This window comes from Sorangium sp. So ce1153 (assembly GCF_051521595.1).
GTDB lineage: Bacteria > Myxococcota_A > Polyangia > Polyangiales > Polyangiaceae > Sorangium.
The window spans coordinates 3942744-3968675 of record NZ_CP150361.1 but is presented as its reverse complement, the minus strand read 5'-3'; the positions used below and the strand labels follow the sequence as shown (position 1 = coordinate 3968675).

Here is a 25932-nt window from a genome sequence, read left to right as displayed (position 1 = left end):
TCTCAGTGCGAGGCCGCCTCCATGTCAGCGAGATGGCGCACGGCGAGCGCCCCCCGGCCGAAGGCAGGCATGCACCCCCTTGACGCGAGGCATCGCGGATGACCTCGCAGAGACGGAGCTCCACGACGGGCACCAGGCCGACGAGGCAGATCCCGGGTCCGAGTCTGCGTGCTGGCGCAGCCCGCGTGCTGGCGCAGCCCGAAACCTGGTGGGCGAGCACGGCTGCCTGGAGCTGTAGGTGGCAGTGAACCCTCGCGCCCGTGCGGCGAACGCCGCGTGAGCGCCGTCACGACGGCGTGCGCCGGTCGGTCCGGAGGGACGCACTGGAAAAGTGACGCTGTATCAGCAATTTATCCGTGCGTGCACTCGGGGCCACCTCCCTCTTCAGCCCGCGGGAGGAAGGGTGCTGATCTGGGAGCATCTGAGGTAATTGATGGGGGAGTGGTCAGCCCACGAGAGAACAAACCATCGCGTGAAGGGGATATACTCGGTCACGAACGAGAGGGCGGGATTAACCCATCTCGTGGCGGTGAAGAGCCTGAGCGCGAAAGGGAACACCCCTAACAGGTTGGCCAGGATCCCGGTGTATGCCTGCCTGACGGTCTCCCCACGCACCCAGCCTTCGGCGGTGCTATGGTACGTCGTCCCGAAGTGCTGGAAGTTCCCCGTCGACAAGGGCGGCATACGCGGCACGATGTCGTTCTCGTAGACGTGCATGTAGGTTCGGGCCACGAGCTTAGGCGAAAGCGCGTTCACCATCGTTGCATCTCCGACCGCCGGTGCTCCGAATGTATACAAGCCGCGGAACTTACCCTGAAACGCTCGGCGGAGCTCCTCATCCCCTCGATCGGCCCACAGCATCACCGTCGTCAGGGCGGCTATGGCGCCCCCGAGGCTGTGCCCGGTCACGTAGAGCACGTCGATCGGACTCTTCGTCTTCAGCAGTTCATTGCGGAGCGTTTCGCGGATCGTACTTCCGAGCCGCCAGACATTTCGCATAAAGCCGCTGTGCACATGGCCGTAGTCCCCGAACTGCGTGGTCTCGACGCTCGCGTCGATCACCCAGTCGAGAGCGCTCCCCCAGGACGTCCCCCGGAAGACGAGGATGCCGATGTGCTTCGGCGGCTTCCCTTCCTCGACCGTTACATCGATCACAACCAGGTAGGCATGCGCGTTGACGAGGAGCGCGTCGTTGGTGAGGGAGAAGCTGTGAGACCTGACCGCGTTTCCCAATATCTGGACCAACACACGGTCGAAATCTGCGCGCTCTGCATACGCCCACGCGGAGAGTTGCGCGAGGATGTATGTTGCCCTCGCGAGGTGTTCCGACTCGTCGGTGGGGCCCAGGAGCTGCGCGAATTCCGCTGATGCGGTGACCTCCGGAAAAGGGGGCGTCGTGGTGCCCACTTGAGGATGTTGCCCCTTGACCGGAACCGTGGGGTCCTGGAAATCCCCGTGCTCCGCCTTCACTCTCCTCCTGCCTTTTTTGCTCATCTTCCTTCTCCTCTAGGAGCGAACCAACGGCACGGAGGTCCACGCCGTGCCCTTCCCGACGTCTCCACGAGACCGGTTTGCGACTCCATGGTGCGGACTGGAGGGCCTCCAGTCGAGGCTCGCCGCTGCGGGTTCTCGTGTTGCCGCGGACGAGCGAGCGCAAGGTGAGGCGCTCCCTCTACGCGGCGTCCGACGGCGCCCATGGCCGCGCCGAGGCCACGACTTGCTTCCTCCGCGGATAGGGAGCTCTACCGACCGGCCTTCTTCCCGCCCATCATGAATGTCGGCAATGTCCGGCCCTCGCGTGAGTACAGGGATAGCGGGATTTGATAGCCGCTGCCTCGCTTCGCGCGCGAACGCATGCTATCTTGCCCGATGTGTCGCTCTACGGCTTTGCGGAGACATCGTTTCAGCATGGCGGCGTCACGCGGAAGGTGTATCGCCGCGGAGCCGGCCCAGGCGTCGTCATCCTCCACGAGCTGCCAGGCCTCATTCCCGAGGACATCGCGCTCGGCGCGCGGGTGGCGGACGCCGGCTTCACCGTCTTCATGCCGAGCCTGATGGGGACGCCGGGCAAGAAGGGGTCGTGCCTTTACGACCTCGAAGCCGCAGTTCGCGTCACCATAAGCCGTGATTTCAACAGCTTTGCGACGAGGCGGCGGAGCCCCATCACCGACTGGGTGCGCGCCCTCTGCCGTGCGGTGCACGCGGAGCTCGGGGGCAAGGGCGTCGGCGCGATCGGCATGTGCCTTACTGGGAACTTCGCGCTGGCGCTCATGGTCGATCCGGTGATCGCGGCGCCCGTGGTATGCCACCCGGCGCTGCCCGCACCCTTTTTGCGCGCGCAGCGGGTCGCTCTCCAGCTCTCGGACACCGAGCTCGACGTCGTCAAAAAGCGCGTCGCGGCGGGCACGCCGGTGCTCGGGCTCCGCTTCAGCCGTGACTCGATTTCTCCGAAAGAGCGCTTCGACCGGCTCGCCGCCGAGCTCGGAGACGGCTTCGAGAGGCTCGAGCTGGACTCGTCAGAAGGGAATCCATACGGGATCCCGAGTGATGCCCACTCGGTCCTGACCGTCGATCTGGTCGATCGCGACGGCCACCCGACGCGCATGGCGCTGGCGCGTCTCCTCGCCTTTCTCCGCGAGCGTCTCCTCGAGGCGAGCAGTTAGCACTGCTGCGGGAAGTTGCCGCGCAGCTCCGCCGCACCGAGCCGGCCGATGTGATTGTTTCGACCCGACGACAGATGACCCTGACGAATCCCGGTGTGCACGTCGCGCGCAGCGGGAGGAACGGGTCTGTCCGCGATCAGCTCGCGCTGGGGTCCGCGATGCGGCCGACGAACAGGATGCTGCCGGTCGCGTTGTCGCGGATGAAGAACAGGAACGGATTCACGAGCGCGAGCGACACCTGCTCGGGCGCCGACTCGTCGCCGACGATGACCGCTGTCGCGGCCGCCGCCTCGGTGCCTGCCTCGTTCACGCCGACGAACGCCTTGTGGATGACGTCCTGGATGTAGGGCTGTCCCTGGGCGTTGATCCCGGTGAAGTCCGCGACGCCGGGCGTGAACGCGACCTCCATCCCCATCGCCTCCAGCGTCTCCTTGAGGCTCAGCTGGTACTCGAACTTGAACTTGGGCATCGTGGTGATGACCAGGTGCTCGCTCATCGCGCCGACGATGCCGTCGACCTTCGCCGCGTCGAGCGACGCCTCGAACGCGTCGAGCGTGCCCTTCTCCGGCAGGACGATCACCATCGACAGCTCGTCCCCGTCATAGGGCATCGCGACCGCCTGGTAGCCGTCGCCCTCGGCGTACGGCATCTCCAGACCGCGGTGCATCAGGGGCACCGTCACCTCGGTCCCGTCGGCCGTCACGAACTCGCCGTCCTCCGTCGCGGTGGTCTCGAACGGGGTGCGCCACGCCGCGTTGAAGTAGATGGCGTTCGTGAGGACCAGCACCGTCTCGACGGTGATCGCCTCGACGGGCACCAGCTTCTCGATCTTGCCCTCGGTCTGCTCGCTGACCCAGCCGTTGATGAGATCGACCGACTCCTGCTTCTGGCCCACGAAGTCCACGACGTGCATCCCGGCGCCGTAGTTCAGCGCGAGCGTGTCCAGGAAGGGCGCCTCGAACCGGTAGCCGATCTGCCCCCAGAGCGCGTTCACGACGTTGAGGCGGAAGCCCTTTCCGTCCGCGCCCTGCGCGCCCTGACCGCGGCTCTCGAGCTCCTGGTCGAGCCAGTTGAACGCCGGGTGGAGCCTGTCCTGCCCGAGGTCGAAGTGCATCGTGCCGGCCATGGCCGTCTCGGTCTCGCCCTTCGCGCCAGCCCACGTCATCGCGAGCGCGGTCGAGATGCTGTAGGGCGAGTAGAAGACGTTGCCTGGCTTTCCGCGGAGCTGCTGGTAGAGGTCGAGCGAGAACGCGGAGTTGCCCGAGACGAGCGCCGCCCCGTCCTCCGCCGGCACGTCCGGGGTCGAGATGCGCTGTTTGTCCGAGGCGACCACGCATCCGGGCGTGTCGTCGCACGCCTCGCCCCCGGGGTCGGGGTTCGGGTCCTCCTTCGGGTCGGTGGATGTCTCGCAGCCGAGGATCGCGGCCAGAGACAGGACGAAGAGCGGAGCGAATGTTCGAAGGGTTCGTAGCATGCCGCCCCGCCGAGCATTCGCCGTGCCGCGCCGGCCCCCGAGCGCGGGCTCCTGCGGTTCAGAGACGGCACGCGCGGCGCGCCAGAGCCGCCGCACGCCACGCGCGGCCGAACCCTGACATCCAGCGAAAGGGCTGGCCCGGTCTGGCACACGATCCCGGCCCGAACCCGAGCCCACGCCGCTCAAGCACCCCCACCGGGACCGGTGGTGGTCCCGCTCGTCTCCTCCGCCCGGGATGAGCCCAGCAGGCGCCGCAGCGCCTCGAGCACGTCGCGGTGAAAGGCGACCAGCACGCTCACGAGCGCAGGCACGGCCGTGGCCACCTTGATCGCGCCGTCAAAGGTCCGCTTGATCGCGGCGAGGGGATCATCCTTGATCCGGAGATCCACGACAAGCCTGGCCTGGCTCGCCTTCGACATCACCTCCGCGCGAAGCCGATAGTCGTCCTCGCCCGGCGAGACCAGCGTCACCGGCACCTCGACCATGCGGCAATCGGTCCCGGGCTTGCAGCGCATGAGGTCGGACTTGCCGCCGTCTTGGCCGTAGATCTTGGCCACGGTCCCCATGTCCACGAACAGATCGATCGGCCCCGGATCCGCCCCGACCTCGCAATGGCGAAACACGTAGATCGAAAGCGTATCCGTGGCAGTTCCGCGCTCCGGAGCCCGGACCTGGTAGGTGCAGCCTTCCAGCGCCTGGGGAGCGCTGAGCACGCTCCTGGACCGGAACCACGTCCAGTAGGCCCCGAACGCGAGCGCCGTGAGCGACGCGCCGATCGCCAGGATCTGCGCGCGCCGTTGTCGGCTCTTGCGCACCTCGCCGGGCGTGTTCTCGAGGTGCTGCTTCACCCACGCCTCGAGCAGCGGAATCGCGATCCGTACGCGGCCGTCCTTCACCTCGACGAACCCCATCTCGTGGAGCCGGTCGACGGCCTCGGCGCAGGCGCCGGGCGACAGCATCCCGGCGAGCGCCGTCTTCACGTGGCGCACCGATCGGGGTCGCTTCGCGGCGATGTATTGCAGCACGGACCGGTCCACGGCCGAGAGCAATGCCATCACCGTCCTCTCGAACGTCCCCGGCAAGACCTCCAGCGCGCGCGCCGCCTCGCGCACCGCCTCGCGTCGTACGGTGATGGCCTCGAGCGGCCGCGGCCGCCCGCCTCGCCGGGCCTCCCGCTCGAGCGCGCCGCTCGTGAGCCGCCGCGCGAGGTCGATGTTCCCCCCGGACAGCGCGTGGACCTCCGCGAGCGCGTCCGCATCGAGCTCCACGTTGATCTCTGCGCCGAGATCCCGGAGCATCCGCGCGATCGCCGGCAGGTCCAACCGCTCGATCCGGAGGATCTTCGCGATGGCGGCGGCCGGATTGTCCCAGCCGAGCATGCTGCGCTTCTCCAGGATGAACCCATAGAAGCCGGTGAAGACCACGCCGAGCGTGCCGCGCCGCGCCTCTCGGCCGAGCGCGGAGACGAGCTCGCGCGCTTCTCGCTGCGCCTCCGCGGCCGCGCCCGGATCGACGAGCGGCGAGAGCAGCCAGTCGGAGTCCTCGAGGACAAGCAAGGCCCTTCTCCCTTCCTTCCGGGCTGCCTCGTGGGCGTTCTCGGCGGCGCGCTGGATCCGTTCGCCCAGCGCCCCTTCTGCCCTCGTGGCCTCACCGCCGGGATCGAGGTGCCGGAGAATCTCCTCGGCGAACGCCAGCGCCCTGCGCTCGGCGGCCTCGCTCGCGCGCAGGCGGATCGCGCGGAGCCCCTCCAGGCCGTACTCGGCCATGTTCACGAGCGATGTCTTGCCTGATCCGGGCGGCCCCGTGACCGCGACGAACGCCACGTCGCGGTCGAGCGCGGCCGAGAGCTCGGCGAGCTCGCGCTTCATCCCATAAAAGCGCGTCGGGTCGCGCACCGCGTCGCGGCTCGCGAAGACATCCTCGCGGGTATGGTATTCCGACAGACGATCATCGAAGAGCTCCGCCGCGCGCCCCTCGCGGTCCGCCTTGCGCACCTCGACGACGTGCAGGGGCACGACATGCGCGCTGTACGCCTTGCGGTACTCGAAGATCTTCCGGCGGACACCGGCGCCCAGCTCCGGCGAGTCCACGATGGTGACGACGACCTTGCGCTCCTCCCTCGCGAACGAAGCGAGTCGCCCCTCGAGCGGGATGGCATAGTTGAGGAACGTCCTCGTGCCGAGCTTGTCCTCCGCGCCTCGCGAGACGCCGGCCATGAAGAGGGCGAAGAAATGATAGTCCCCGACCTGTCCACGGGAAGGGCTCGATAGGCGCAGGACGCCGCGCGCGTCCGCAGGCTCTATGTTCTGGAACGTGGCGAGCAAGAAGCGCGTGATGGCCTCGTGATGCGGGCGCAGCTCGGCGGGCAACGCGGCCCTGACGAGATCCGCCGGCGAAGGAAGCGGCACGGGCTCGACCACCGGCGCGCGCTCGACGGCCACGGCGGCGCGCGGCGGGGCGGACGGCGCCTCGCGACGCGCCCCATGGGGCGGCGGCGAGACCTGCTTGGGCGCGAGTGTCTCGAGCGCCTCCAACCCTGGCACCGCCGCCTCGACGCCGGCTTCGTTCGCCAGACCGAGCAGGCCCTTCAGCGAGAAGGAGGCTGACGACTGCCTGCTCACCGGGAGCTCCGCGGGCTGGCCGAGCAGGCTCCCGATCTCCCGCGCGCGCCGGGCCACCTCCTCCATCGAGCTGGGCCTGCGCGCGGGATTGCGGGCGATCATGTCTTGGACGAGCGCGCGCAGGGGCTCCGGGACGGAGCTGTCGAGCGCGAGCGAGGGCTCGTCGCTGTCCTTTGACAAGGCCAGCAAGCTCCGCAAGTCAGCTGCACCGATCGGCTGCGCTCCGGTGAGCGCCTCGCGGGCCACGAGGCCCAGCCCGTAGATGTCTGTCGTTGTCGAGGCGCCCTGCCCGAGCAGGAGCTCCGGAGCCATGTAGCCAGGTGTCCCGAGGACTATCTCCGGGGCATCCTCGCGCTCGCCTGCGCCCATCAACCGGGCGATCCCGAAGTCCAGGACCTTCACGCCGACCGCGGCGCCCGACACCGCGAAGCCGATGTTGCCCGGCTTGACGTCCCCGTGGATGATCCCTGCGTCGTGAGCAGCCTGGATCGCCTCCGCGGCTTCCGCCACGATGCGGACCACGTCGCCCGGCGGGAGCTTTTGGTTCCCACGCACGAGCTCTGCCAGGCTTCCACCGCGCAGCAGCTCCATCACGAAGAAAGGGCCCACGCCGTCTGCGACGCCCACGTCGTAGATCCGCACGATGCCGGGGTGTTCGAGCCGCGCGATGGCCTGGGCTTCGCGCAGGAAGCGCTGCCGCCCCTCGGCGCCTTGAGCGATCTCCGGACGAATGAGCTTGAGGGCGACGTCCCGCCCGAGCACCTGATCCTTCGCGCGGTAGACCTGGGCCATGCCTCCGGCGCCGATCCGCTCGACGATGAGGTAGCGGTCGATGTGCTGGCCAGCGAGGAGCATCGCAGCAAGGCTCGCGCGAACAGGACCGCGGGTCAACGGGGCCGCCATCCAGCGCAAGGCCGAGAGGCGTGACGCTGGCGGGCACGGAGCCAGTATGTTCAGGCGGTGACCGCCGCGCGAGGCGGTGTTCGCGCGGCCCGTATGCGTCGAGCGCCCCCCGCTCGGGGAGGCGGTTGATCAGCGTGGGCTGACTCCCATCTCCAGGCGAGCTGGCGTCTCAACCGGCCTGTGGACCGGGAAACCGCTCAGCCATCCACGCCTGCCACGACGGCTCGGCGCGCGCCGCTGCGTCCCTGGCCTGGTCGCCATACAGGTAGACGCGGATCGGCAGGAAGATCTGTCCGCCCATGGGCAGCGCGAAGAGGTGCGCGATCCCCGGCGCCGGCTCCTCGAGCCGGAGCAGCAGCTCCGGGAACTCGCTCGGACCGACGCGCTCGGCCACGCCGGCGAGGGGCGGCGCGCCGGCGGAGGTGCTCACCCGCTGTCCCTCGGCGGCGCCCGCCAGCCCGAGCGGACCGACCAGCGCGTCCCACGCCGCGGCGTGGGGCCCGGGGGCGGCGCCCATCAGCTGGAATGCCACGGAAGGTCGACCGCGGAAGTGCGACAGATACAGCCGCAGGATGCGGAAGAACGCCGCCCAGCCGTGCGCGTGGCCCTCGAACTGGTTGTCCCAGTCATCGGTGCTCGCGAACCAGCTGTGAACGACGCGCACGACGCACGTGCCGCCGGACTGCGCCTCCACGATCCACTCCGTGCCGACAGTCGCGCTGCCCGGCCCCATGGCCTCCGGGCTCTCGGCGGCGAACCGGCGAGGCGGATCCCAGGTCGTGATCTTCGCGACCGCATCCATGCTCGATCCCGGGCCGAAGTGAGAGACGGTCGTGCCGCCTTCGCGCTCCTCCACCTCGCTCGGCACGAACCACGACGAGATCCCGGGCCCGGTCGCGATCGCCTCCCATACCTCTTCGGGGCTGCCGGGGACCTCGACCTCGGCTTGCACGGACCGGCGTCCAGACGCCTCTTTTCTCACTGGCATGTTGGCTCCTTTCGGGATGTCTCGTTGGGTGTGGGTGTGGGGTGCGCGACGATCACAAGGCGGTGCGGCCGCCCGCCGGGCGCCGACTCATCGTGGTAGCGCGAGACGAGCGACGTCACGGCGCGGGTGAGCTCCTGGCTGAACGCGGCGCGCTCGGCCGGAGAGCGGAAACGAACCTCGGTGTCGATCGCCAGGGTGGCGAGGTGCTTGTCGGCCTCCCGCGCCCTCCGCAGGAGATCGCTGACCTCGCGCACGACGCGGGCGCCCAGCGCGATGAGGTAGCTCGCGGAGAGGCGGTCCGCAGCGCGCGCCGGATCCGCAGCGGCAGGCCCGAGCGCGCCGGGCGACACGACATAGGAAGCCGCGCTCGCGACCAGCAGGCGCTCCGTCAGCCCACCCCACCGGCGCGTCTCGGCCACGCGCACGAGCCCGTGCGCCTCGAGGGCGCGCAGGTGGTAGTTGATCTTCTGGCGCGCGATCCCGAGCCGCGCGGCGAGCGCCGCCGCGGACGCCGGCGCCGCCAGCTCGGAGAGCAGCCGGCTCCTGACAGGCTCGAGCGCCGCCACCGCCGCAGCCGGATCCTCGATGACGTCGACGTCGAGCACACGGCTGTACCTATCCTTGACAACTTTTCTTGTCAAGGATCGCGCGACCGCGCTTCCCCGGCGCGAGGCGCTGGCCGAGACGCACCTCGCCGCGTCGCGCGGCCGGTGTTCGGGCGCGCCGCTACAGCGTCATCGCCACGCCGGCCGGCGCGGCGGCGCGGGCTGTCCCGCGACCTTCTCGGTCACCCGCCGGCGGCACGGCCCCCGCGCCGCGGTCAGGCGCTGCTGCCGGCGGCGAGGAGGCCCCCCGCCTCGATCTGCCGGTAGATCGCCGCCAGGCGCTGCGCCCAGGCCTCCACGCCCTCGGCGCTGAGCAGGCCGTCCTGGCGGATCTCGAGGAGCACGGCCGGCAGGCCGCGGGCCTCGCCGTACATGGGGATCCCGAAGTCTCCGCCGTCGGTGATGCGGTACGGCTCGTTGTCGCCGACGCAGAGCCCGGGCTCGCGCCGCATCGCCTCGAGGAACAGCGCGGCGAGCCGCCGGTCGCGCCCGTAGAGGACGGCCGCGTGCCAGGGCCGGTCCTGGCCGAACATCGAGGGCGTGAAGCTGTGGACGCTGAGGATCGCCGTGGCCTCCCCGCGGTCCCGCCGCGCGTCGAGGAGCGCGGCGATCGCGTTGTGGTAGGGCCAGAAGCAGGCCTCGGCGCGCGCCCTGGCCTCGTCGGGGCCGATGGTGTTGCCGGGGATGGGCACGCCGCAGCTGATCTCGGGGATGGAGGTCGGCGAGCCCAGCGGCCGGTTGCAGTCGATGACCAGGCGCGAATAGCCAGAGAGCACGAGCGCGGCGTCGAGGAGCGCGGAGAGGCGGCGCGAGAGGAGCGCCGCGCCGATGTCCCAGCCGGTGTGCTGGCTGAGCGCTTCCTCCTGCATGGCGAGCTCGGAGAGGCTCCGCGGGACCGCGTTGGAGGCGTGATCGCAGAGCAGGACCGCGCTGGACCGGCCGTCAGGGTTCACCACCTCGAACGCAGGCGGCTCGTCGGGCGCAAGGATGCGCAAGGCAGGCGGAGGGGAGCTCATGGCGTCTCGCCCGAGACATAGCAGACCCGGGCGGGCCGGCGCCGCGCGGATCAGGAAGGCGCCGTCGTGCAGGGGCCGGCGCCGCGCGGATCAGGAAGGCGCCGTCATGCAGGCGCGCAGCGCGAGCTTCGCGCGGTGCAGGAGGACCGCGACGTGGCCGGCGGAGATGCCGAGCGCGCGCGCCACGTCCTCTCCCGGCTGCTCCTCGAGCATGCGCAGCGTCACGACCGCCTTCTGGATCTCGCAGAGCTCCTCGACGCACGCGCGCAGGCGGACGTGCTCCTCGGCGCGCGCGATCGCCTCGTCGGTCGCCAGCGCCTCCCCCGCGGCCTCCGGGTGCGCGTCCACGTCCTCGTGCGGCCGCGCGCGGAAGTGACGGCGGCGCCGGTTGCGCGCGGCGTTGCGCACGATGCCGGCGAGCAGACCCCCCCACGCGCCGGCGTCCTCCGGGAGCTCGCCCCGGTGCGCGAGGGTGAGCAGCGTGCAGAGCCCCTCCTGCACGCAGTCGACAGCGTCCTCGGGCGTCACCCCCTCCGCGCGCGCCAGCGCGGCGAGCGCCGAGCGCTCCGAGCGCACAAGGTGCGATACATGGCTCAGGATGTCGTCCGCGTGCTTGAGGGCGTCCATGGTCTACGGAGGTCAGGTCTCGAGCCGCGCCCACATTACAGCGTCGAGGGCTGTAATGGTCGCCGATGTCGAGACCTGGCCAGGCATGGAGGATCGCGCAATGTCCACGAATGCTGTCCACGAGGTCGACGATCTGAGCTTCGACGCCGAGGTGCTGGAGGCCGGGGTGCCTGTCCTGGTCGAGTTCACCGCGACGTGGTGCCCGCCGTGCCGCGCGCTCGCGCCGATCCTGCACCGGCTGGCGGAGGAGGGCGCCGGGCGCCTGAGGGTGGTGGCGGTCGACGGCGACCGCTGCCCGGCGCTCGCCCGCCGCTTCAACGTGCGCGCGTTCCCGACGGTCGTCGCGCTGGACGCGGGCAAGGAGGTGGCGCGCCACGTGGGGCTGACCACGAAGGAGAAGCTGCTGAAGCTCGTCGAAGGGCGAGGGCTCCCCGGGGCGGCGCGGGGGGAGCGGGCGCCGTCGCCGGCGTGACGGCGGCACGGCCGCTCTCCCTGGCCCGGTGACGCTGCGGCGGGCGGGCCCGAACAGGTTCGCGCGGGGAGGTCGCGCAGGTGGCGCGGTCCGCCCGCGCGCTACCGTCGTTGCCTGTCGCGGTCCCGCTGCGCGCCGCGATCCCGCTGCGTGCCGCGATCCCCCCGCGTGTCGCGCTGCTGGTCGGCGGCGGGGAAGCTGACCGTGCGGGTCGCCTCCTCGGTCCCGGAGACCTCGAACGGGCCTACCGGGAGCGGATCGCTGACCGGCTTGCCGTTCTCGTCGACGAGCGTCAGCGTCCCGACGTAGTCATCCGCGGTGACCTGCACGCTCGCGTCGAAACGCTCGCACGGGACCACCTGCTTCGTGACGTGGTTGTCCTTCGTGTTGATGAGCACCAGCTCGACCGCCTTGGCGCCGTATGCCTTGCACTGCTCGGCTTCGGTCTTGTCCTCGATCGCCCAGTGGACGGTGACGAACCCCATTTCCTCCGGCTTTGTCTCTCCAGGCTCCCTTTCTCCAGGCTGTGTCCCCTCGGTCGAATGATCCATGCACGCGACCAGCGTCGCCGCACAGACCGCTGCCGCTGCCACAGAGTAGATACTTCGCATGCCTACCTCGCTGTGCTCGGCGCACTTCCGGCGCCGCGCCCCGCGCCCAGCAACGCAGGTGCCACGCGGACATCACGGCGCAGCGGCGAGCTCGGCGCGCGCGTCGGCGGGCGCACGAGCAGGGGTATCCATCGGCGGCCGGCGCCGGCCGTGTCACGGCAGGTTGGCGTCCATCCAGGCGAGCCGCTCCCGCAGGAAGTCGCGCATGACCTGCAGCTGGCCCTCCCACGTGGGCACGGTGGGGCCGCCCACGAAGCCGGTCTCCGACTCGATGACGCTCGACACCGGCCACTTCTCGTAATCGCGGACCACGGCCTGCGAGAGCGGCGCGCTCAGGCTGTTCATGCGCTGCTCGAGCGCCGCCTCGGACAGGAGCGTCCCGCGGAGCTCCGTGTAGCGCGCCCTCACCTGCGCCATGAAACCCGGGTCCGCGGTGAGCTTCTGATACCAGTTGTTGACGTTCCTCTGGCCGCTGAAGCGCCAGCCTGTGTCTCGCTCCGACTCCGGCGTCGCGCTCTTGGCGCCGACACCGCCGAGCGCGAAGTTGTAGTCCCACAGCGGGCCGGCCTTGAGCTTCTGATCGCGATCCTTGTGATAAAAGGCGCTCCGCACGTAAGCGTCGACGTTGAGCGTCAGCTCGCTGATGATCAGGTAGTCGATGAACGACGGCACGTCGATGTACGCCGCGTAATCGCCGATGGGCGTCTGGTGAACGGCGTCGTGGAACTGCTGGATATACTGCGTCAGCCAGGTCTTCTGCTCGTCGTTCAGGGGGTCGGGGTCCACGACCTCGAGATCGACCCAGCACGTGCCGCCGCTCTCCGAGCCCGGACGCGGGCCGCCGAAGCCTCCGAACCCCGGGAGAGGATCCGAGCCCGTGCAGGTGAGCAGCGGCTCCTCGGCGGCGGCCTGGTCGAACTTGAAGATGTAGCCGCCGCTGATGTCGGGCAGCCCCCGGTCCTCCTCCTCGAGCTGCGCGAGATCGGTGCGGGCCTTGTTGTTCTTGATCGTCTCCGAGACCCAGTAGATGCCCTGGTAATCCGCGTCGCCGAGGGGGCGCGCGTCGTAGTTCAGGTAGACCTCGGCGAACTCGCTGCGCGGCGCCTCCAGCCCCATCTCCTGGCCGAGGGAGTAGGTGAACGGATTGCGGATCAACGTGCGGTCGTAAAAGGGTGGGATCAGCGCCCAGTCCGAGTCGGCGGGCATGCCCAGCACCGAGTAGTCGAGGTCCTTGCCGTCGTTGTCCCACAGCTCGAGCTTGTACGGCGTCTGCGGAAAGTTCATCGACGACTGACCGCGCACGTGATAGCCCGCGCGCATTGCCATCGTGGGCAGCGAGGCGATCGAGGCCACGCCGTTGACCGGCTCCCAGATCATCACCGCCGCGTCGAAGTAGACTTCTTTATCGGTCGGCTTGCCCGTGCCGTAACCGTCCACGATGATGATCGGGATGTCGGAGGTCGCGTCGATGGTGCGCGCGATGTAGAGGCCCGTGCTCACCGCGCCGCGCGCGGCGCCCCCCACGAACGCCTGCGCGCGGATCTGCGTCGTGGCGGTGAGGGTCACGGGCTCGCCCGTGTACAGCGTCGAGGCCGCGGTCGGCGGCTGCCCATCCACCGTGTAGCGGATCTCGGCCCCTTCGAGGGTCGTGGTCATCCCGACCTGGATCTGGTCCCTGAACGTCTGGCTCGGCGTGGAAAACGCGACATCGCCGACCAGAGATGGGTTCACCGGCGTGTTGTCATCGCCAGAGCTGCCGGGGCCGTCCGGTGCCTGACCACAGGCAACGCACACAGCCAGGAGGGCGAGAGAGACGGAACGGTGAAGCCAGGCAAAGCGCGTGCGTTTGTCCGTGTTGCTATTTTTCACTGTGAACCTCATCAACACTTCAAGCTCTCGTCATTGTACTGACACACAGGGCTGCGGCGCTACCCGTTTCTCGCGCGGCGCTTCGGCGCGCACGAGCGGGAATTCTGAGGTCACCTGAATTCAACGGGGTAGCCGCACCGCCCGGCGAGCAGTGGCTTCTGGGCTCGACAACCCGATCAGAGCTCCCGTTCACTCAGCGACGAGCTCGGGTTACGGGGTATCGGCCGGCGCTGGTCGATGTCGCCCTCGTGGCGCGAGCGCGACCTGAACATCGATGTTGTCGGCGTCGCGTGGCGCTGCGCACCGCCCCGGGATCGGCGCCGTTCACCGCTGCAGCCACCCAGCGGAGGGAGGATGCAACGGCATTCCCTGAAGAGAAGGCGAGTCGCGCGGCACACCCATCCCTCAGAAGACGCTTGAAATTTGCAGCCGATTTGGACATGTTCACCGCCGGCCGGACGCGAGCAGCGCCGCGTGGCGGCTGCGTCGAGCGCGGCGCATCGCACCTCGGAAGGCACAACCGTTCATGCACACGCCCGAGAACGCTCACGACAGCCGCCGGGAGGCTGCGTGGGGCGTGGTCTACGGCGTCGCGGCCTACAGCTCCTGGGGCGTCGTCCCCGTGTTCTGGAAGCAGCTCCGCCACGTCGGCGCGGTCGAGATCCTGGCCCACCGCACGGTGTGGAGCCTGCTCGCGTTCGCGGTCCTCACGCTCGCCACGGGGCAGCTCCGCGCGCTCGGCGCGGCGCTGCGGGACCGGCGCGTCGTCGGGGCCATGGCGGCGACCGGGGCGCTCGTCTCGGCGAACTGGGTGCTGTTCATCTACGCCGTCGCCGTGGGGCGGGTGCTCGACGCGAGCCTCGGCTACTTCATCAACCCGCTGCTCAGCGTGCTCCTCGGCATGGTCTTCCTGCGCGAGCGGCTGCGCCCGGCGCAGTGGCTCGCGCTCGGCCTCGCCGCCGCGGGCGTCGTTCACCTGGCGGTGCGCGCGGGCTCAGTCCCCTGGATCGCGCTGGGACTGGCCGCGACGTTCGGTGTCTATGGCCTCCTGCGCAAGGTCGCCGCCGTCAACTCGCTCCCTGGCTCCACCCTGGAGACCCTGTTCATCGCCCCGCTCGGCGCGGCCTACCTGGCCACCCTCCACGCGCAGGGCGCCGGCGCGATGGGCCGCGCCGATCTGCGGACGCACGTCCTCCTCGCCGCGACGGGCATCATCACCGCGCTGCCGCTCGTCTGGTTCACGAACGCGGCGCGCCGCCTGTCGCTGACCACCCTCGGTTTTCTCCAGTACCTCGCGCCGAGCGGCCAGTTCCTGCTGGCCGTGCTGGTCTATGGCGAGCCGTTCACGACCACCCAGGCCGTGAGCTTCGCCTGCATCTGGGCCGGGCTCGCGCTGTTCAGCGCCGACGCCGCGCTGCGCGCGCGCCGCGGGCGAAGGGCGAGCGCCGGCTGACAACCATGCTCGATCCCAGCCGCGCTCCTGCGGCGCATTCTGGACTGATCGTTCCAGAATGATCAGCCCCGAATGCCTCGTAGGCGCGAGGGTCACGACACCCCCGCAGGGTCCCGCGCCGCGCGACGAGCACGGGTTTCCGGGCTGGGTAACCCGGCACGACCTCCCGTGCACCCGGGGACGAACCCACACCCTACTTCCCCTGGCGCCGCCCCTGCCAGCCCAAGCGGCGCGCGCGCCTCGCCGTGCGGCGCCAGCAGCATCGCCTGCGGATCCATTGCTCCCGGAGCAGCACCGCGCGGCGCTCACCCCGTGAAATGAAGGCCCCCGAGATGCCGGCACACCCGCTGCATACCGGGCGCGCCATGCATAGACGTCAGTTCTTGGGGGGCGCTGCGGCCGCTGTATCCGGAGCGCTCCTCGCAGGCAAAGCCCACGCCGCTGGGCCGAGTGTCATCCGAGTCGGCGTGCCCGGCGTCGGCGTGGGCAACCGCCCCGTCACGGGAGGCAGCTTCTTCTCCTTGCTGCACCTCCAGGGCAGCCTCGCCGAGGAGTTCAAGAAGGACGGCATCGAGGTCAAGTGGAACTTCTTCCGCGGCGCCGGTCCGGCCGTGAACGAGGCCGTCGCGAACGACCTGCTCGACATCTGGACCCACGGGCACCTGCCCTCGGTCGTCGGCCGGGCGAGCGGACTCAAGACGCGGCTCCTGGCGAGCGCCAGCCGGCGCGGCCACGCATACCTCGTGGTGCCCTCCGACTCCCCCATCAACGGCGTCCGCGACCTGCGCGGCAAGAGGGTGGCCTTCCAGAAGGGCACGGCCACGCAGCTGTCCGCGAACCGGATCCTCGAGGGCCACGGGCTCACCGAGCGGGACGTCCGCGCCATCAGCATGGACGCGTCCACGGCCAAGGCGGCGATCGCCACGAAGGACATCGACGCTGTCTTCGGCGGCACCGACTACCTCTCCCTGCGCGACCAAGGGATCGCGAAGATCGTCTACTCGACGAAGGGCGACTCGCCGACCTACCCGAGCAACTCGGGCATCGTCGCGCGAGAGGGCTTCATCAACGATCACCCCGAGGTCGTGCAGCGGATCATCACGCTCGCGGTCAAGTCCGCGGCGTGGGTCGCAGACGAGAAGAACCGGACGCAGGTCTTCCAGCTGTGGTCGAAGTCGGGCACGCCCTTCGCGAACTACAAGGAATCGCAGCAGGGCGAGGACATGAAGCAGAACGCGAGCCCCCTGCTCGACGAGTACGCCGTTGCCCGCTACAAGGCGGCGGTCGCCGACTCGAAGAAGTTCGGCCTGATCAGGAACGCCTACGACGTCGAGCCGTGGATCGACCGGCGCTTCCTCAACCGGGCGCTCAAGGACCTCGGCCTCGAGCGCTTCTGGGCCGAGTGGGACGCGAACGGCAAGCCGAAGGGCTGATCGCGCGAGGCGCCGGTCCGGAGGCGCGCCGCGCGTGCGCCCCGGCCCGCCTTGCGATAAGCGTGCGCTCCGGCGCGCGCGCCTCCGGGCAAGGCGCCTCGCGCGCCGCGCCCGGAGGCGAGACGATGAGCTCCGAAGAGACCACACCGACAACCGACCTCTCGCAGATCCCCCCGTGGATCGACGGCCCCTCGGCCTGGTACGGCCCCGCGATCTCACAGGGCGATGTCTGGATCGAGCACCTCACGCCGGCCGAGGTCGACGAGGTCGAGGCCGCCGTCCGGCGCTTCGCCGAGACCGGCGCCGACCCGGCCCAGATCCGCCGCGAGGACTTCCCGCTGCCGTCGCTCGCCGCGCGCCTCCGCCGCGTGCTCGCCGAGGTGCTCGACGGCCGCGGCTTCGCCCTCCTCCGCGGGCTGCGCGGCGGCTGGCTCGAGCGCCGCGACCTCCGCGCGGCCGCGATCGCGTTCCTCGGCATCGGCAGCCACCTGGGGAGCGCGCGCTCGCAGAACGCGAGCGGGCACGTCCTCGGGCACGTGAAGGACCTCGGCGTGTCGAGCCAGGACCCGAGCGTGCGCATCTACCAGACGCGCGAGCGGCAGACCTTCCACACCGACTCCTGCGACGTCGTGGCGCTGCTCTGCCTCCGGACCGCGAGGGCGGGCGGGCTCTCGGCGCTGGTCAGCTCGGTCACGCTGTACAACGAGCTGCGGCGGGCGCGCCCGGACCTCGTCGAGGCGCTCTTCGCGCCCATCGAGACCGATCGCCGGGGCGAGGTGCCGGCCGGCGAGAGGCCTTGTTTCCGGATCCCGGTGTTCAACTGGCACGCTGGGCTCCTGTCCGCCGTCTATCAGCGGCAGTACATCGAGTCGGCGCGCCGCTTCCCCGACGTCCCGCCGCTCACGGCGCGGCAGGTCGAGGCGCTCGATCTCTTCGACGCCCTCGCCAACGACCCCGCGCTCCACATGACCATGGAGCTCCGCCCCGGCGACATCCAGCTCGTGCACAACCACACGCTGCTCCACGACCGGACGGCCTTCGAGGACTGGCCCGATCCGGATCGCAAGCGGCACCTGCTCCGCCTCTGGCTCGCCCCGCCCGGCGCGCGGCCGCTGCCGCCGGTGTTCCGGGAGCGCTACGGCGCGCTGACGCCGGGCGACCGCGGGGGCATCGTCGTCCCCGGCGCGCGCCTCCACGCCCCGCTCGCTCCGGGGTGAGCGGCGGGGTCACGCGCGCGAGGGCCCGCGGGCGCTCACGGCAGCGGGTTCGGATCCGGATAGCCCCACGTGATCTCCGGCTCGCCGAGGAACTCGGGTGTCCCGACCACGTCGATGAGCAGCTCGCGCAGGTTGCGCCCCGAGCGGCCGAAGGCCTCCGACAGCACCCCGATGCGCGGCGCCACCTCCGCCGGGGCGCCCGTGTTTGCGCCCGAGCGGGGATCGGTCGCGTAGTGCAGCGCCATCTGCGCGATGCAGCGGTGGACCTCCGGGAGCTCTTTCAATATCTCGAGCAGCTCGCGGACATCGCTGTATCTGGGCTCGCCGGGCACGCCGGTCACCCAGCCGGAGGTGTCGAACGGCGCGCCGTTGTCGCTCACGAGCTCGCGACCCATGCTGTCGAACCGGAGAAAGGCGAACCCCGGGGGGTTCAGCTGGCTGTGGCAGGGGCTGCACGTATCCGGAGCGGTCGCCTCGATCAGCTGCTCGCGGATCGAGCGGTCGAGCTTGAGCTCCTCGGCCGGCGACCCATCGGGGAGCTCGGTGCAGAGCAGTGCGGAGCGGACGAGCCAGCCTCGCTTGACGGGCCAGGTGATGGGGAACGCGCTGCGGAACGTCCTCATGATCGAGGCGCTGGTGAAGAGCCCCATCCGGTTCGGCGAGCCGTACGGAACGCGCCTCGGCTCCTCGCCCTCGACGCCGGTCATGCCGTAGTGCTCCGCGAGCCGCGCGTCCACGAAGGTATAGGGCGCGAACATCAGCGTATCGAGGGTGCCGTCCTCGTCGAGGACGACCGCGCTCCCGTACGCCGCGACCTCCTCGCGCATCGACGCGAGCAGGGGGTCGTCGACGGGCTCGCCCTCGGGGGTGAAGTCTCTGAGCAGCTTCGAGCGCAGCCACCAGCCGAAGAAGCGCCCCACGCCGTCCCTGGCGCGCGGATCCTGGAGCATCTCGCGCGCGAGCGCCTGGACGGCCTGCGCCTCCACGGGAGCTCTCAGGCGCCCGCTGATCTCGCCGGCGAGCGCCGCGTCGTTCCAGAGGAACCTGGTCAGGCGCGGCGCGATGACGTCCGGCGTGGCCGGCGGGATGTCGGGCAGCTCGGGAGGAACGATGTCGCCGCCCGCGGCGCCCGAGCCCCCGGCGCCCCCCTGTCCCCCGGCGCCGCCCGAGGCCCCGGCGCCTGATTTGCCGTCGATCAGCGCCGCGTCGTCCGGAGACGAGCCGCACGCGGCCAGGCCGCACGCGGAGGCGGCCAGCAGCGCGGCTGCGGTGCCGAGACGGAGAGCCGCGACTCTCCCACGATGCACCGATTCACGATTCAAGTAAGCCATGGGATGGAGTGCAGTCTCTCACGGACTCCCTCCGATGGATGAGGAAGATCCGCGCCTGACTCCGCTCCTTTCCTGCTCGCTCTCCCTGGTGCGACGCGCGGATCCGAGCGCGGAGTACACACCCGCCCGCGCCCGCCGAAACCCTGCTCCCCTCGCGCGTGCAGGAAACCAGCTCCGCCCGAGCCCGCCGGGAGCCTGCTCTGCCCGAGCCCGCCGGGAGCCTGCTCCCCCCGAGCCCGCCGGGAGCCTGCTCCGCCCGAGCCCGCCGGGAGCCTGCTCCCCCCGAGCCCGCCGGTGGTTTCGCCCGGCCTCGTCCCGTGCGTCGCGCACGCCGCGAGGCGCGCCCAGGGCGCCTCTGGCGCGCCCAGGGCGCCTCTGCCGCGCGCCACGTCGCGCCGCGGCGTGCGCACGCCGCGCGCACACGGCGCCGGCACGCGCCTCGCAGCGCAGGTCCTTCCCATGGCTCCCTTGCCTCCCGCCCGAGCGGCAGAGGAATGTCCCGGCAGCGGCGCCGGGCGCGCGGGCGGCGGCGAGGGAGCGGCCCTCTCCCCCGCCCCGCTGCCCGCGCGGCCCGCCCGCGGCGCCGCCGCCCGCCGCGCGCGCCGCCGGGCGCTGCTTCACGCGGCGCTCGGCGTCTTCGGCCTCGGCGCCCTCGCCGCGCTCATCCGGCACGTCGGCGCGGCGGAGATGCTCGAGGCGGTGACGCGCGCCGCGCCGTTCCTGCCCATCCTCGTCGCGCTGGAGGCCGCGCGCGTCGGCTGCGAGACGCTCGCGACGGGCGCGCTCTGCCCGCGGCGGAGCGTCCCGCCCGCGGAGCTCCTTCGCATCCACGTCGTCTCCTACCCCGTCATGGCGCTGATGCCGGCCGGCCGCGCGGCCGGCGAGGCGGTCAAGGCGGCGCTCCTCTCTCCGCACGTCGGCGCCCCGCGCGCGGCCGCGATCGCCACGGCGAACCAGTCGCTCGCGCTCCTCTCGGCGGCCCCGCTGTCGCTCCTCGCCGCCCTGGCCATCTGGCGCATCGGCGGCGGCGCCTCGGCGCTCGCCCTCGGTGTGCTCGCGCACGCCGCGCTCCTTGTCGCGAGCGGCCTCGGCGTCGCGTTCGCGGCGCGGCAGCGCGCCGCCTTCGCCTGGCTCGCCCGGCGGTTCGCCAGCGCCGGCCACGCCGCGGCCTCCTTCCACGAGGCCGTCCGCGAGCACGCGCCCGTCCCGGCCCGGCCGTTCGCCGCCTGCGTCGCCGGCCGCGCGATCCAGGCCGCGCAGTACGCCGTGCTCCTCGCCGCCGTCGGCGCCGCGAGCGGCCCTGTCCGCGCGCTCGCCGCGTATGGGGTGGGCGCGGCCGGCACGGCGGTCGGCGACCTCATCCCCGGCCAGGTCGGCGCCACGGACGGCGCCTTCACGCTCGCCGCCCCGCTGCTCGGGCTCACCGCGGGGTCTGCGATCGCCATCTCCGTGCTCGTCCACCTCCTCCAGGCGGCCTTCGCGCTCGCGGGCATCGTCACCACGGTCGCGTGGCGCCGCAGGCCTCCGGCGCCCTGAGCCGCCCCTCGGAGGGTGTGGAGGCAGCCGTCGAGGGACTGCGTACCGGCGTCAGAAGTCCCGCCAGGATTCCGCCGCGATGGCGAACGGTCGCGATCTGTCACTTCTTGCGGGATTTCGGGGGGGAGCGACGACCGATCGCAGACCCTCGGACGGCATGGAGGCAAGCGCGGCGGCGTGCGCAGGCGACGACCCTCTCGCCGCGTTGCTGCATGGCGACGCCATGGCGGAACTGCGGACGCCACGGGGAGCGGTGGGAAAACGAGTGGCGAAGCGGCTCCTGCATGCTGGCGCGCAGGCGGCACGCGCACCATGCGCCTCGGCGCCAGAGAGCGCAGATTCAAGCACGAGTCTGACACGCTGCTCATCCATGGTCCCGATGAGAGGCATGACCATCACCTGCTCGGTGATCGGGATCATCGGCGTGGACAGCTCCGCTAGCCGGCTCTGCTGCACCCGGATGATCTCCTCCTGCAACGCTGCGCGATCGCGTTCTGCGTTCTCGCGCGCCGACATATCGAGCGCGAGCCGGGGGCTCGGCGAGCGCCTCCGCCGCCGCGGCAGCGAGCGTCGCGGCCCGCCGGCCCCCGGCCCGCCGCTCCGCCATGGCGCCGCCATGGGCGATAGCCCGGCGGGTTGTCGAAATTCGCGGCGAAAACGCGCCCTCACCGCGTGGCGTGCGGCGTGCGGTGTCGGCGCCGTGTGGCCAGCGCGGCTCGCACCACGGGCGTCGTCTACGAGCGCCGTCGTCCCGAGAAGACGACGCTCTACGAGATCGTGCGCGACAACGTGGAGACGCTGTACGGGGCCATCGACGACGGCGCCATCGCCGTCCGGATACCCAAGCACGCGAAGAAGGAGCTCGAAGCCTACCTCGACTGCGGGCTGCTCTGCCGCGGGTTCGCGCGGCTCCGGTGCGAGCGCTGCGAAGAGAGTCGGCTGGTGGCCTTCAGCTGTAAAGGACGCGGTTTCTGCCCGTCGTGTCTGGGCCGACGCATGTGTTCCACGGCGGCGAACCTGATCGAGGACGTCCTGCCCGAGGTGGCGCACCGTCCGTGGGTGTTGACGTTTCCGTTTCCGTGGCGGCGCAGGCTCGCCCAGGACGGGTTATTGTTCGGCGTGCTGACCCGCCTCTTCGTCGAGAGCGTGGAGCGGTTCTACGAAGAGCGCGGTGCGCGCCGAGGCGCGTGCGGCGCGGTCAAGAGCGGCGCGGTGACCGTCGTGCAACGCACGTCCGGCGACATGCGGCTCAATCCGCATCTGCACGTGGTCTTCCTCGACGGGGCTTATCACGAAGACGGCACCGAGCTCGTGTGGAACGAACTCGGTCACCTGCGAGCTCGAGGTCGGTCAGGTCATAGAGCACGCCGTCGGGCGGATGCTCCGTTACCTCCGGCGGCACGGGCATCTCGAGATCGAGCACGACGTCGAGGAGGACGGCGAGCCCGAGGCAGCGCTCTGTGCCTCCGCCGTCTCAGGACGAGAGCCGCGCCACACGTCGTCGCCCCGCAATGGCTCCGCGGGCTGTCGCCGTCTTCTCCGAGCGCGCTCGCGTACGACAAGCCGCTGTGCGCTGCGCTCAATGGCTTCACCTTGCACGCAGCGACGCGCGCCGGTGCGCACCATGCCGCGGCGAGGGAGGCGCTGCTGCGTTACGTGCTGCGACCCCCGATCGCAAACGAGCGCGTCGAGCCGCAGCAGGACGGCCTGGTGCGGCTGTCGCGGAGGCGCGCCTTCGCTGACGGGACTGTCGCGGTGGACATGGATCCGCTCTCGCTCTTGTGTCGCCTCGCAGCCAGCGTCCCGCCGCCGCGCTTTCACACCGTCAAGTACGCGGGCGTGCTCGCCTCGGCAAGTCGCCCACGTTGGCGCGCAATCGCATCGGACCGCGCCCTGCTAAGCCACAAGAGCCTACGAAGGCGGACGAAGGCGCCGCTTCGAAACGCAAGCGTGGCGGCTATCGGGCGGTCGACAAACCGCGCCGAGCTCTTGCGCCGCACATTTGCGATCGACGTCCTCGAGTGCCCAGCTTGCAAGGGGCGGATGAAGCTCGTCGCCATGGTGACCGAGCCAAGGAACATCGCCCGCTTCCTCTCCGCGCTCGGCGAACCGACCGACGTACCAGCACGCTCTCCCAGCGTCCACGCGGCGGCCGCCGTACTGGAAGAGCACCGTTGTGCGCCGCAAGGCGCCCGGTGACGCCGCATAGCGTCTCGCGACGCGCCTCCCGGGCCAGACCAACGCCCGGACGGACACGTGTGCCCACGGCACGCCGATGCGCCCCGTAGCGCGCTCGGCGCCGCCCCGGACCACGCTCTTTCGGCCCAGGACCGAGCCATCACGACGCTCGCGGCCCCACCCTTTCGGTTTACTGCGCTACACTTCTTCGCGCTGCGATCCGGCTTCTTTTACCTACGCGCTCGGCGGGGCGGGTGCTTGTGTCGAGATCGTGTCCGTTACTGTCCTTCGGTTCAGCGCCATCCGCCTGCGCCGCCGGGCCTGCCGCGCTCGGTTCGAGGCCACCCCCTTCGGCGTTCGCGCGTAGGCGCGGTTGGCCCGTCGGTGCGCCTCGCGCCGGCGCTCGCCCGCGCACTCCCCGCAGCACGCGCCCACCGACGCGCACGGCCCGCAGAAGACCCGCACCCGCCCGCAGCTCCGGCATCGCCCGAATCGACCGTCCACGCGCCGCTCCCGCCTGGAGCCGCTGGACAGGCGCCGCGATCTGCCGCACCCTCTCGCGCGGTGGGCGCGTTGCCTGCGCTTACCGCGAAGGCTCGGGTGGCTAGACCCGGGCCTTCACCTTCTCCATAGCCGAGATCTACCTCAGCGCCGCGCGCTTGGGGGCGAACCGCTCGCCGGCGACGGCAGTCGCGACGCTCCCACCACATCCTCCACAGCCGGCCCCAGGTTTTCAGTCTCCCCCTGGACCCCCTCGGACCACCTGCACCGCAGCGAGCTGCTCACGCCAGCTGAACCGCCACTACGACGACGGCGTGATGTTTATCAACGAGAGGGCCCGAGCGATCGACGTCGTCGCCGCAGGCGCACGCGATGACGACAGGGAGGGATCAGTCCAGCGGGACTTCGTCAGAATCCGGCGACACCAGGTGATCATCGACAACAGCTCTGCACGCAGCTGTACCAGCTCCCTGCTTCCTGGCATCGCTCGCTCCTCTTCGCGCGGCGAGGGCACGGCCCTCATCTGGCGTCGCGTAGCGTGTAACCGAATCTGGCCAGGGGAAAGACGCGGTCTGCGGAGCGGCTACATGTCGCGCGGCGAGGTGCTGCGCAGGAAGGATCGCGTCGAAGATGAGCAAGCCGCAGAAGCCGGGTCTGAATCCCAACAAGCCCGGCCCGAAAATCGAGGTCAGACCCGGCGGGAAGCCGGCCTCACCACCGAACGAGATCGTCATGCCCCCCGGGCACAAACCGCTCCCGCCTACCGAGAAACCCGGCCACAAGTGGGTCGATCCCAAGAAGAAGTAGCGCCCCCTGCCGCCGAGGCGCGGATTAGTCCGCTATAACGTCCCCCGACCAAGCCACATACCGCCCCCGGGTGCGCGGGAGAGCGCGCACCTCCACCGGGTTGCGGCGCGTTCCGGGTTGCGGCGCGTTGCGGTCGCGAGCACGCTGCCCTTCGCGCCACTTCTCGGGGCCTACGAGCGCCGGGTTGCGGCGGAAGCGAGCCGCATCGAGCAGCGCTTCTTGGAGGAGCTCGACGCGCACTGGGGTGCGTACCGCAAGAAGCTCGTCGAGCTCTTCGACGCGAGGAGCTCCGCGGAGCAGGAAGGCGCCCCGCTCCGCGGGCGCGAGCTGCTCGGCGGCGAGTACCAGGCGCAGCTTATCTTCGGCTGTCTTCGGCGGTCCGCTGGGCGCCGGTCGCTCCGGCGCCTTGGTCTTGGGGGTCATCGCGGCACGATGGGCCTCGCGCCGCCACTTCGACAGGGTGGGCTGCGTGACGCCGACCTGCTTGGCGAGCTGCGTGGCGGTCAGGGCGCCCGGTCCGATCATCCGCTGAACCATCTTCTCTCGAAAGGTCTTTGAATACGGCGGTCTCAAGCGAGTTCTCCAACCTCGCCCTGGTCATAATCTCCCGAACTCCTCAGGCCGGACTTCCGGACCGAGGAGGCGACAACTTCCCTGACGTATAGGGCTCACCTCGCGCCTGCGCCTACGCTCCGTCACCAGGGACGGCGGCCGGCGAGCACATCAAGCACGCGCTCGGCTCGCGCGTCGCCCGGCAGCGCGCCGAGCACCATAGCCGCCTGCGCTCGGGCACCCATCCGTTCCAGATGCATACCGAAGCTACGCCAGGAAGGCCAGAACGTCTCATCACCGTCGGACCTGCTCGCAAACGAGAGCATTTCGGCGACGGCGGCCTTCCCCCAAAAACTGAGTATCGGCGCGAAGCGCACGTCCGGGGCAATCGTCTCCTCGAGGGTGGAGAGACCCAGTTTGCCGCCAAGTTCGGGCAGCGATGCACCGTTGGTCGTTCGGCGGAGGAAGCACCGTATGAACTGCTGCGGCATGACGCCGGGCGTCCCGTTCAGACGACGGGCAAGTGGCGACTCGTTCTTCTTCGCCCGCGCCGTCGTCTCAACCGCCGCGGCTTCGGCCACGCTCCGGCACCAGTGCCCGAGGCGTGCCGCCCCATCCGTATCGGGCGGAGCTTCGGTCAACGCCTTCAGGTCCAATGCCGTGCCGACAACCGGAATCGCATCGGTCGCGTCCGGCACCGCCCATCCAATAAAGTGGACCAAGCGCTGCGTCATCGTTGTTTGAGGGCCATGATCCCACCCTCCCGCAACGACGATCACGACGAACCCGAGGACCCCCACCAAGACGTTCCCGTTGAGTCGCACCCCCGCACCTTGCTCATGCCCGGCGCCGCCTGCAAGGTCGGAAGCGGAAAGCCGAACGGTTTACGGTGATGCGCAAGGTCTGGGCCCGGCGAGACGCCAGCCAGCGGACCGTTGGCGAGACACCGGCGGTCAATGCGAGCGGCGCTCCCCGCCCATCGACCTGGTAGGTCGAGAATGCGATGTAGGTCAATGTGGGTCATTCCATAAATTCGCGCCTCGTCCCTCCAACTTGGGCCGGGCGAGGTCGAGCA

Annotated in this window: 20 protein-coding genes; 8 read left to right on the top strand and 12 right to left on the bottom strand. The window is 70.5% G+C overall.

Annotation, left to right across the window (positions count from 1 at the left end):
* Window positions 1–384: 384 nt before the first annotated feature.
* On the bottom strand, window positions 385–1494 hold the full coding sequence (locus tag WME85_RS14005; protein WP_437838535.1) for a lipase family protein: 1110 nt from the start codon (window positions 1492–1494) through the stop codon (window positions 385–387).
* Between the two features lie 377 nt (window positions 1495–1871).
* On the opposite strand from WME85_RS14005, the gene WME85_RS14000 reads away from it, so the two are divergent.
* Window positions 1872–2663: a dienelactone hydrolase family protein gene (locus WME85_RS14000; RefSeq protein ID WP_437842291.1), complete on the top strand. Its 792-nt coding sequence runs from the start codon at window positions 1872–1874 to the stop codon at window positions 2661–2663.
* 136 nt (window positions 2664–2799) lie between these two features.
* Here WME85_RS14000 and WME85_RS13995 read toward each other — a convergent pair whose 3' ends face one another.
* The 6 genes from WME85_RS13995 to WME85_RS13970 all read right to left on the bottom strand — a co-directional run bounded on the left by WME85_RS13995 (window position 2800) and on the right by WME85_RS13970 (window position 10897).
* Entirely contained in the window at window positions 2800–4137 is a 1338-nt protein-coding gene (locus WME85_RS13995; RefSeq protein WP_437838533.1) for a serpin family protein, read from the bottom strand.
* A 182-nt stretch (window positions 4138–4319) separates the two neighbouring features.
* On the bottom strand, window positions 4320–7613 hold the full coding sequence (locus tag WME85_RS13990) for a protein kinase domain-containing protein (RefSeq protein ID WP_437838531.1): 3294 nt from the start codon (window positions 7611–7613) through the stop codon (window positions 4320–4322).
* A 217-nt stretch (window positions 7614–7830) separates the two neighbouring features.
* Complete coding sequence (locus tag WME85_RS13985) at window positions 7831–8649, bottom strand: SRPBCC family protein (RefSeq protein WP_437838529.1); 819 nt, start codon at window positions 8647–8649, stop codon at window positions 7831–7833.
* Complete coding sequence (locus tag WME85_RS13980) at window positions 8640–9254, bottom strand: helix-turn-helix domain-containing protein (protein ID WP_437838528.1); 615 nt, start codon at window positions 9252–9254, stop codon at window positions 8640–8642. Before WME85_RS13980 ends, WME85_RS13985 begins: the two co-directional genes overlap by 10 nt.
* A 215-nt stretch (window positions 9255–9469) precedes the next feature.
* Complete coding sequence (locus tag WME85_RS13975; RefSeq protein WP_437838526.1) at window positions 9470–10270, bottom strand: N-formylglutamate amidohydrolase; 801 nt, start codon at window positions 10268–10270, stop codon at window positions 9470–9472.
* Window positions 10271–10360: 90 nt separating this feature from the next.
* Window positions 10361–10897 carry an RNA polymerase sigma factor gene (locus tag WME85_RS13970; protein ID WP_437838524.1) on the bottom strand — a complete coding sequence of 179 codons (537 nt, stop codon included), beginning with the start codon at window positions 10895–10897 and terminating at the stop codon, window positions 10361–10363.
* A gap of 100 nt (window positions 10898–10997) precedes the next feature.
* Here WME85_RS13970 and WME85_RS13965 point away from each other — a divergent pair, with 100 nt between their 5' ends.
* Window positions 10998–11369: a thioredoxin family protein gene (locus WME85_RS13965; RefSeq protein ID WP_437838522.1), complete on the top strand. Its 372-nt coding sequence runs from the start codon at window positions 10998–11000 to the stop codon at window positions 11367–11369.
* Between the two features lie 101 nt (window positions 11370–11470).
* Here WME85_RS13965 and WME85_RS13960 read toward each other — a convergent pair whose 3' ends face one another.
* Window positions 11471–11854 carry a hypothetical protein gene (locus WME85_RS13960; protein WP_437838521.1) on the bottom strand — a complete coding sequence of 128 codons (384 nt, stop codon included), beginning with the start codon at window positions 11852–11854 and terminating at the stop codon, window positions 11471–11473.
* 279 nt (window positions 11855–12133) lie between these two features.
* Complete coding sequence (locus WME85_RS13955) at window positions 12134–13711, bottom strand: CotH kinase family protein (protein ID WP_437838518.1); 1578 nt, start codon at window positions 13709–13711, stop codon at window positions 12134–12136.
* Between the two features lie 664 nt (window positions 13712–14375).
* On the opposite strand from WME85_RS13955, the gene rarD reads away from it, so the two are divergent.
* The 3 genes from rarD to WME85_RS13940 all read left to right on the top strand — a co-directional run bounded on the left by rarD (window position 14376) and on the right by WME85_RS13940 (window position 17952).
* Window positions 14376–15302: an EamA family transporter RarD gene (rarD, locus tag WME85_RS13950; RefSeq protein WP_437838516.1), complete on the top strand. Its 927-nt coding sequence runs from the start codon at window positions 14376–14378 to the stop codon at window positions 15300–15302.
* Between the two features lie 467 nt (window positions 15303–15769).
* The gene (locus tag WME85_RS13945; protein WP_437838514.1) at window positions 15770–16735 is read left to right on the top strand and encodes an ABC transporter substrate-binding protein; all 966 of its coding nucleotides are present in this window, start codon (window positions 15770–15772) and stop codon (window positions 16733–16735) included.
* Window positions 16736–16860: 125 nt separating this feature from the next.
* Window positions 16861–17952: a TauD/TfdA family dioxygenase gene (locus WME85_RS13940; protein ID WP_437838511.1), complete on the top strand. Its 1092-nt coding sequence runs from the start codon at window positions 16861–16863 to the stop codon at window positions 17950–17952.
* 35 nt (window positions 17953–17987) lie between these two features.
* Here WME85_RS13940 and WME85_RS13935 read toward each other — a convergent pair whose 3' ends face one another.
* Window positions 17988–19259, bottom strand: a complete 1272-nt coding sequence (locus WME85_RS13935) for a DUF1592 domain-containing protein (RefSeq protein ID WP_437838509.1) — start codon at window positions 19257–19259, stop codon at window positions 17988–17990.
* Window positions 19260–19742: 483 nt separating this feature from the next.
* On the opposite strand from WME85_RS13935, the gene WME85_RS13930 reads away from it, so the two are divergent.
* The 3 genes from WME85_RS13930 (at window position 19743) to WME85_RS13920 (ending at window position 24305) form a co-directional block, all read left to right on the top strand.
* A complete protein-coding gene (locus WME85_RS13930) occupies window positions 19743–20819 on the top strand; it encodes a lysylphosphatidylglycerol synthase domain-containing protein (RefSeq protein WP_437838507.1) in 1077 nt (358 codons plus the stop codon).
* 702 nt (window positions 20820–21521) lie between these two features.
* Window positions 21522–23018: a transposase gene (locus WME85_RS13925; RefSeq protein ID WP_437838505.1), complete on the top strand. Its 1497-nt coding sequence runs from the start codon at window positions 21522–21524 to the stop codon at window positions 23016–23018.
* Window positions 23019–24128: 1110 nt separating this feature from the next.
* A complete protein-coding gene (locus tag WME85_RS13920; protein ID WP_437838503.1) occupies window positions 24129–24305 on the top strand; it encodes a YjzC family protein in 177 nt (58 codons plus the stop codon).
* Between the two features lie 24 nt (window positions 24306–24329).
* Here WME85_RS13920 and WME85_RS13915 read toward each other — a convergent pair whose 3' ends face one another.
* Both WME85_RS13915 and WME85_RS13910 read right to left on the bottom strand, forming a co-directional pair.
* On the bottom strand, window positions 24330–24878 hold the full coding sequence (locus WME85_RS13915) for a transposase (RefSeq protein WP_437838501.1): 549 nt from the start codon (window positions 24876–24878) through the stop codon (window positions 24330–24332).
* A 122-nt stretch (window positions 24879–25000) separates the two neighbouring features.
* A complete protein-coding gene (locus tag WME85_RS13910; protein WP_437838498.1) occupies window positions 25001–25681 on the bottom strand; it encodes a hypothetical protein in 681 nt (226 codons plus the stop codon).
* Window positions 25682–25932: the final 251 nt, after the last annotated feature.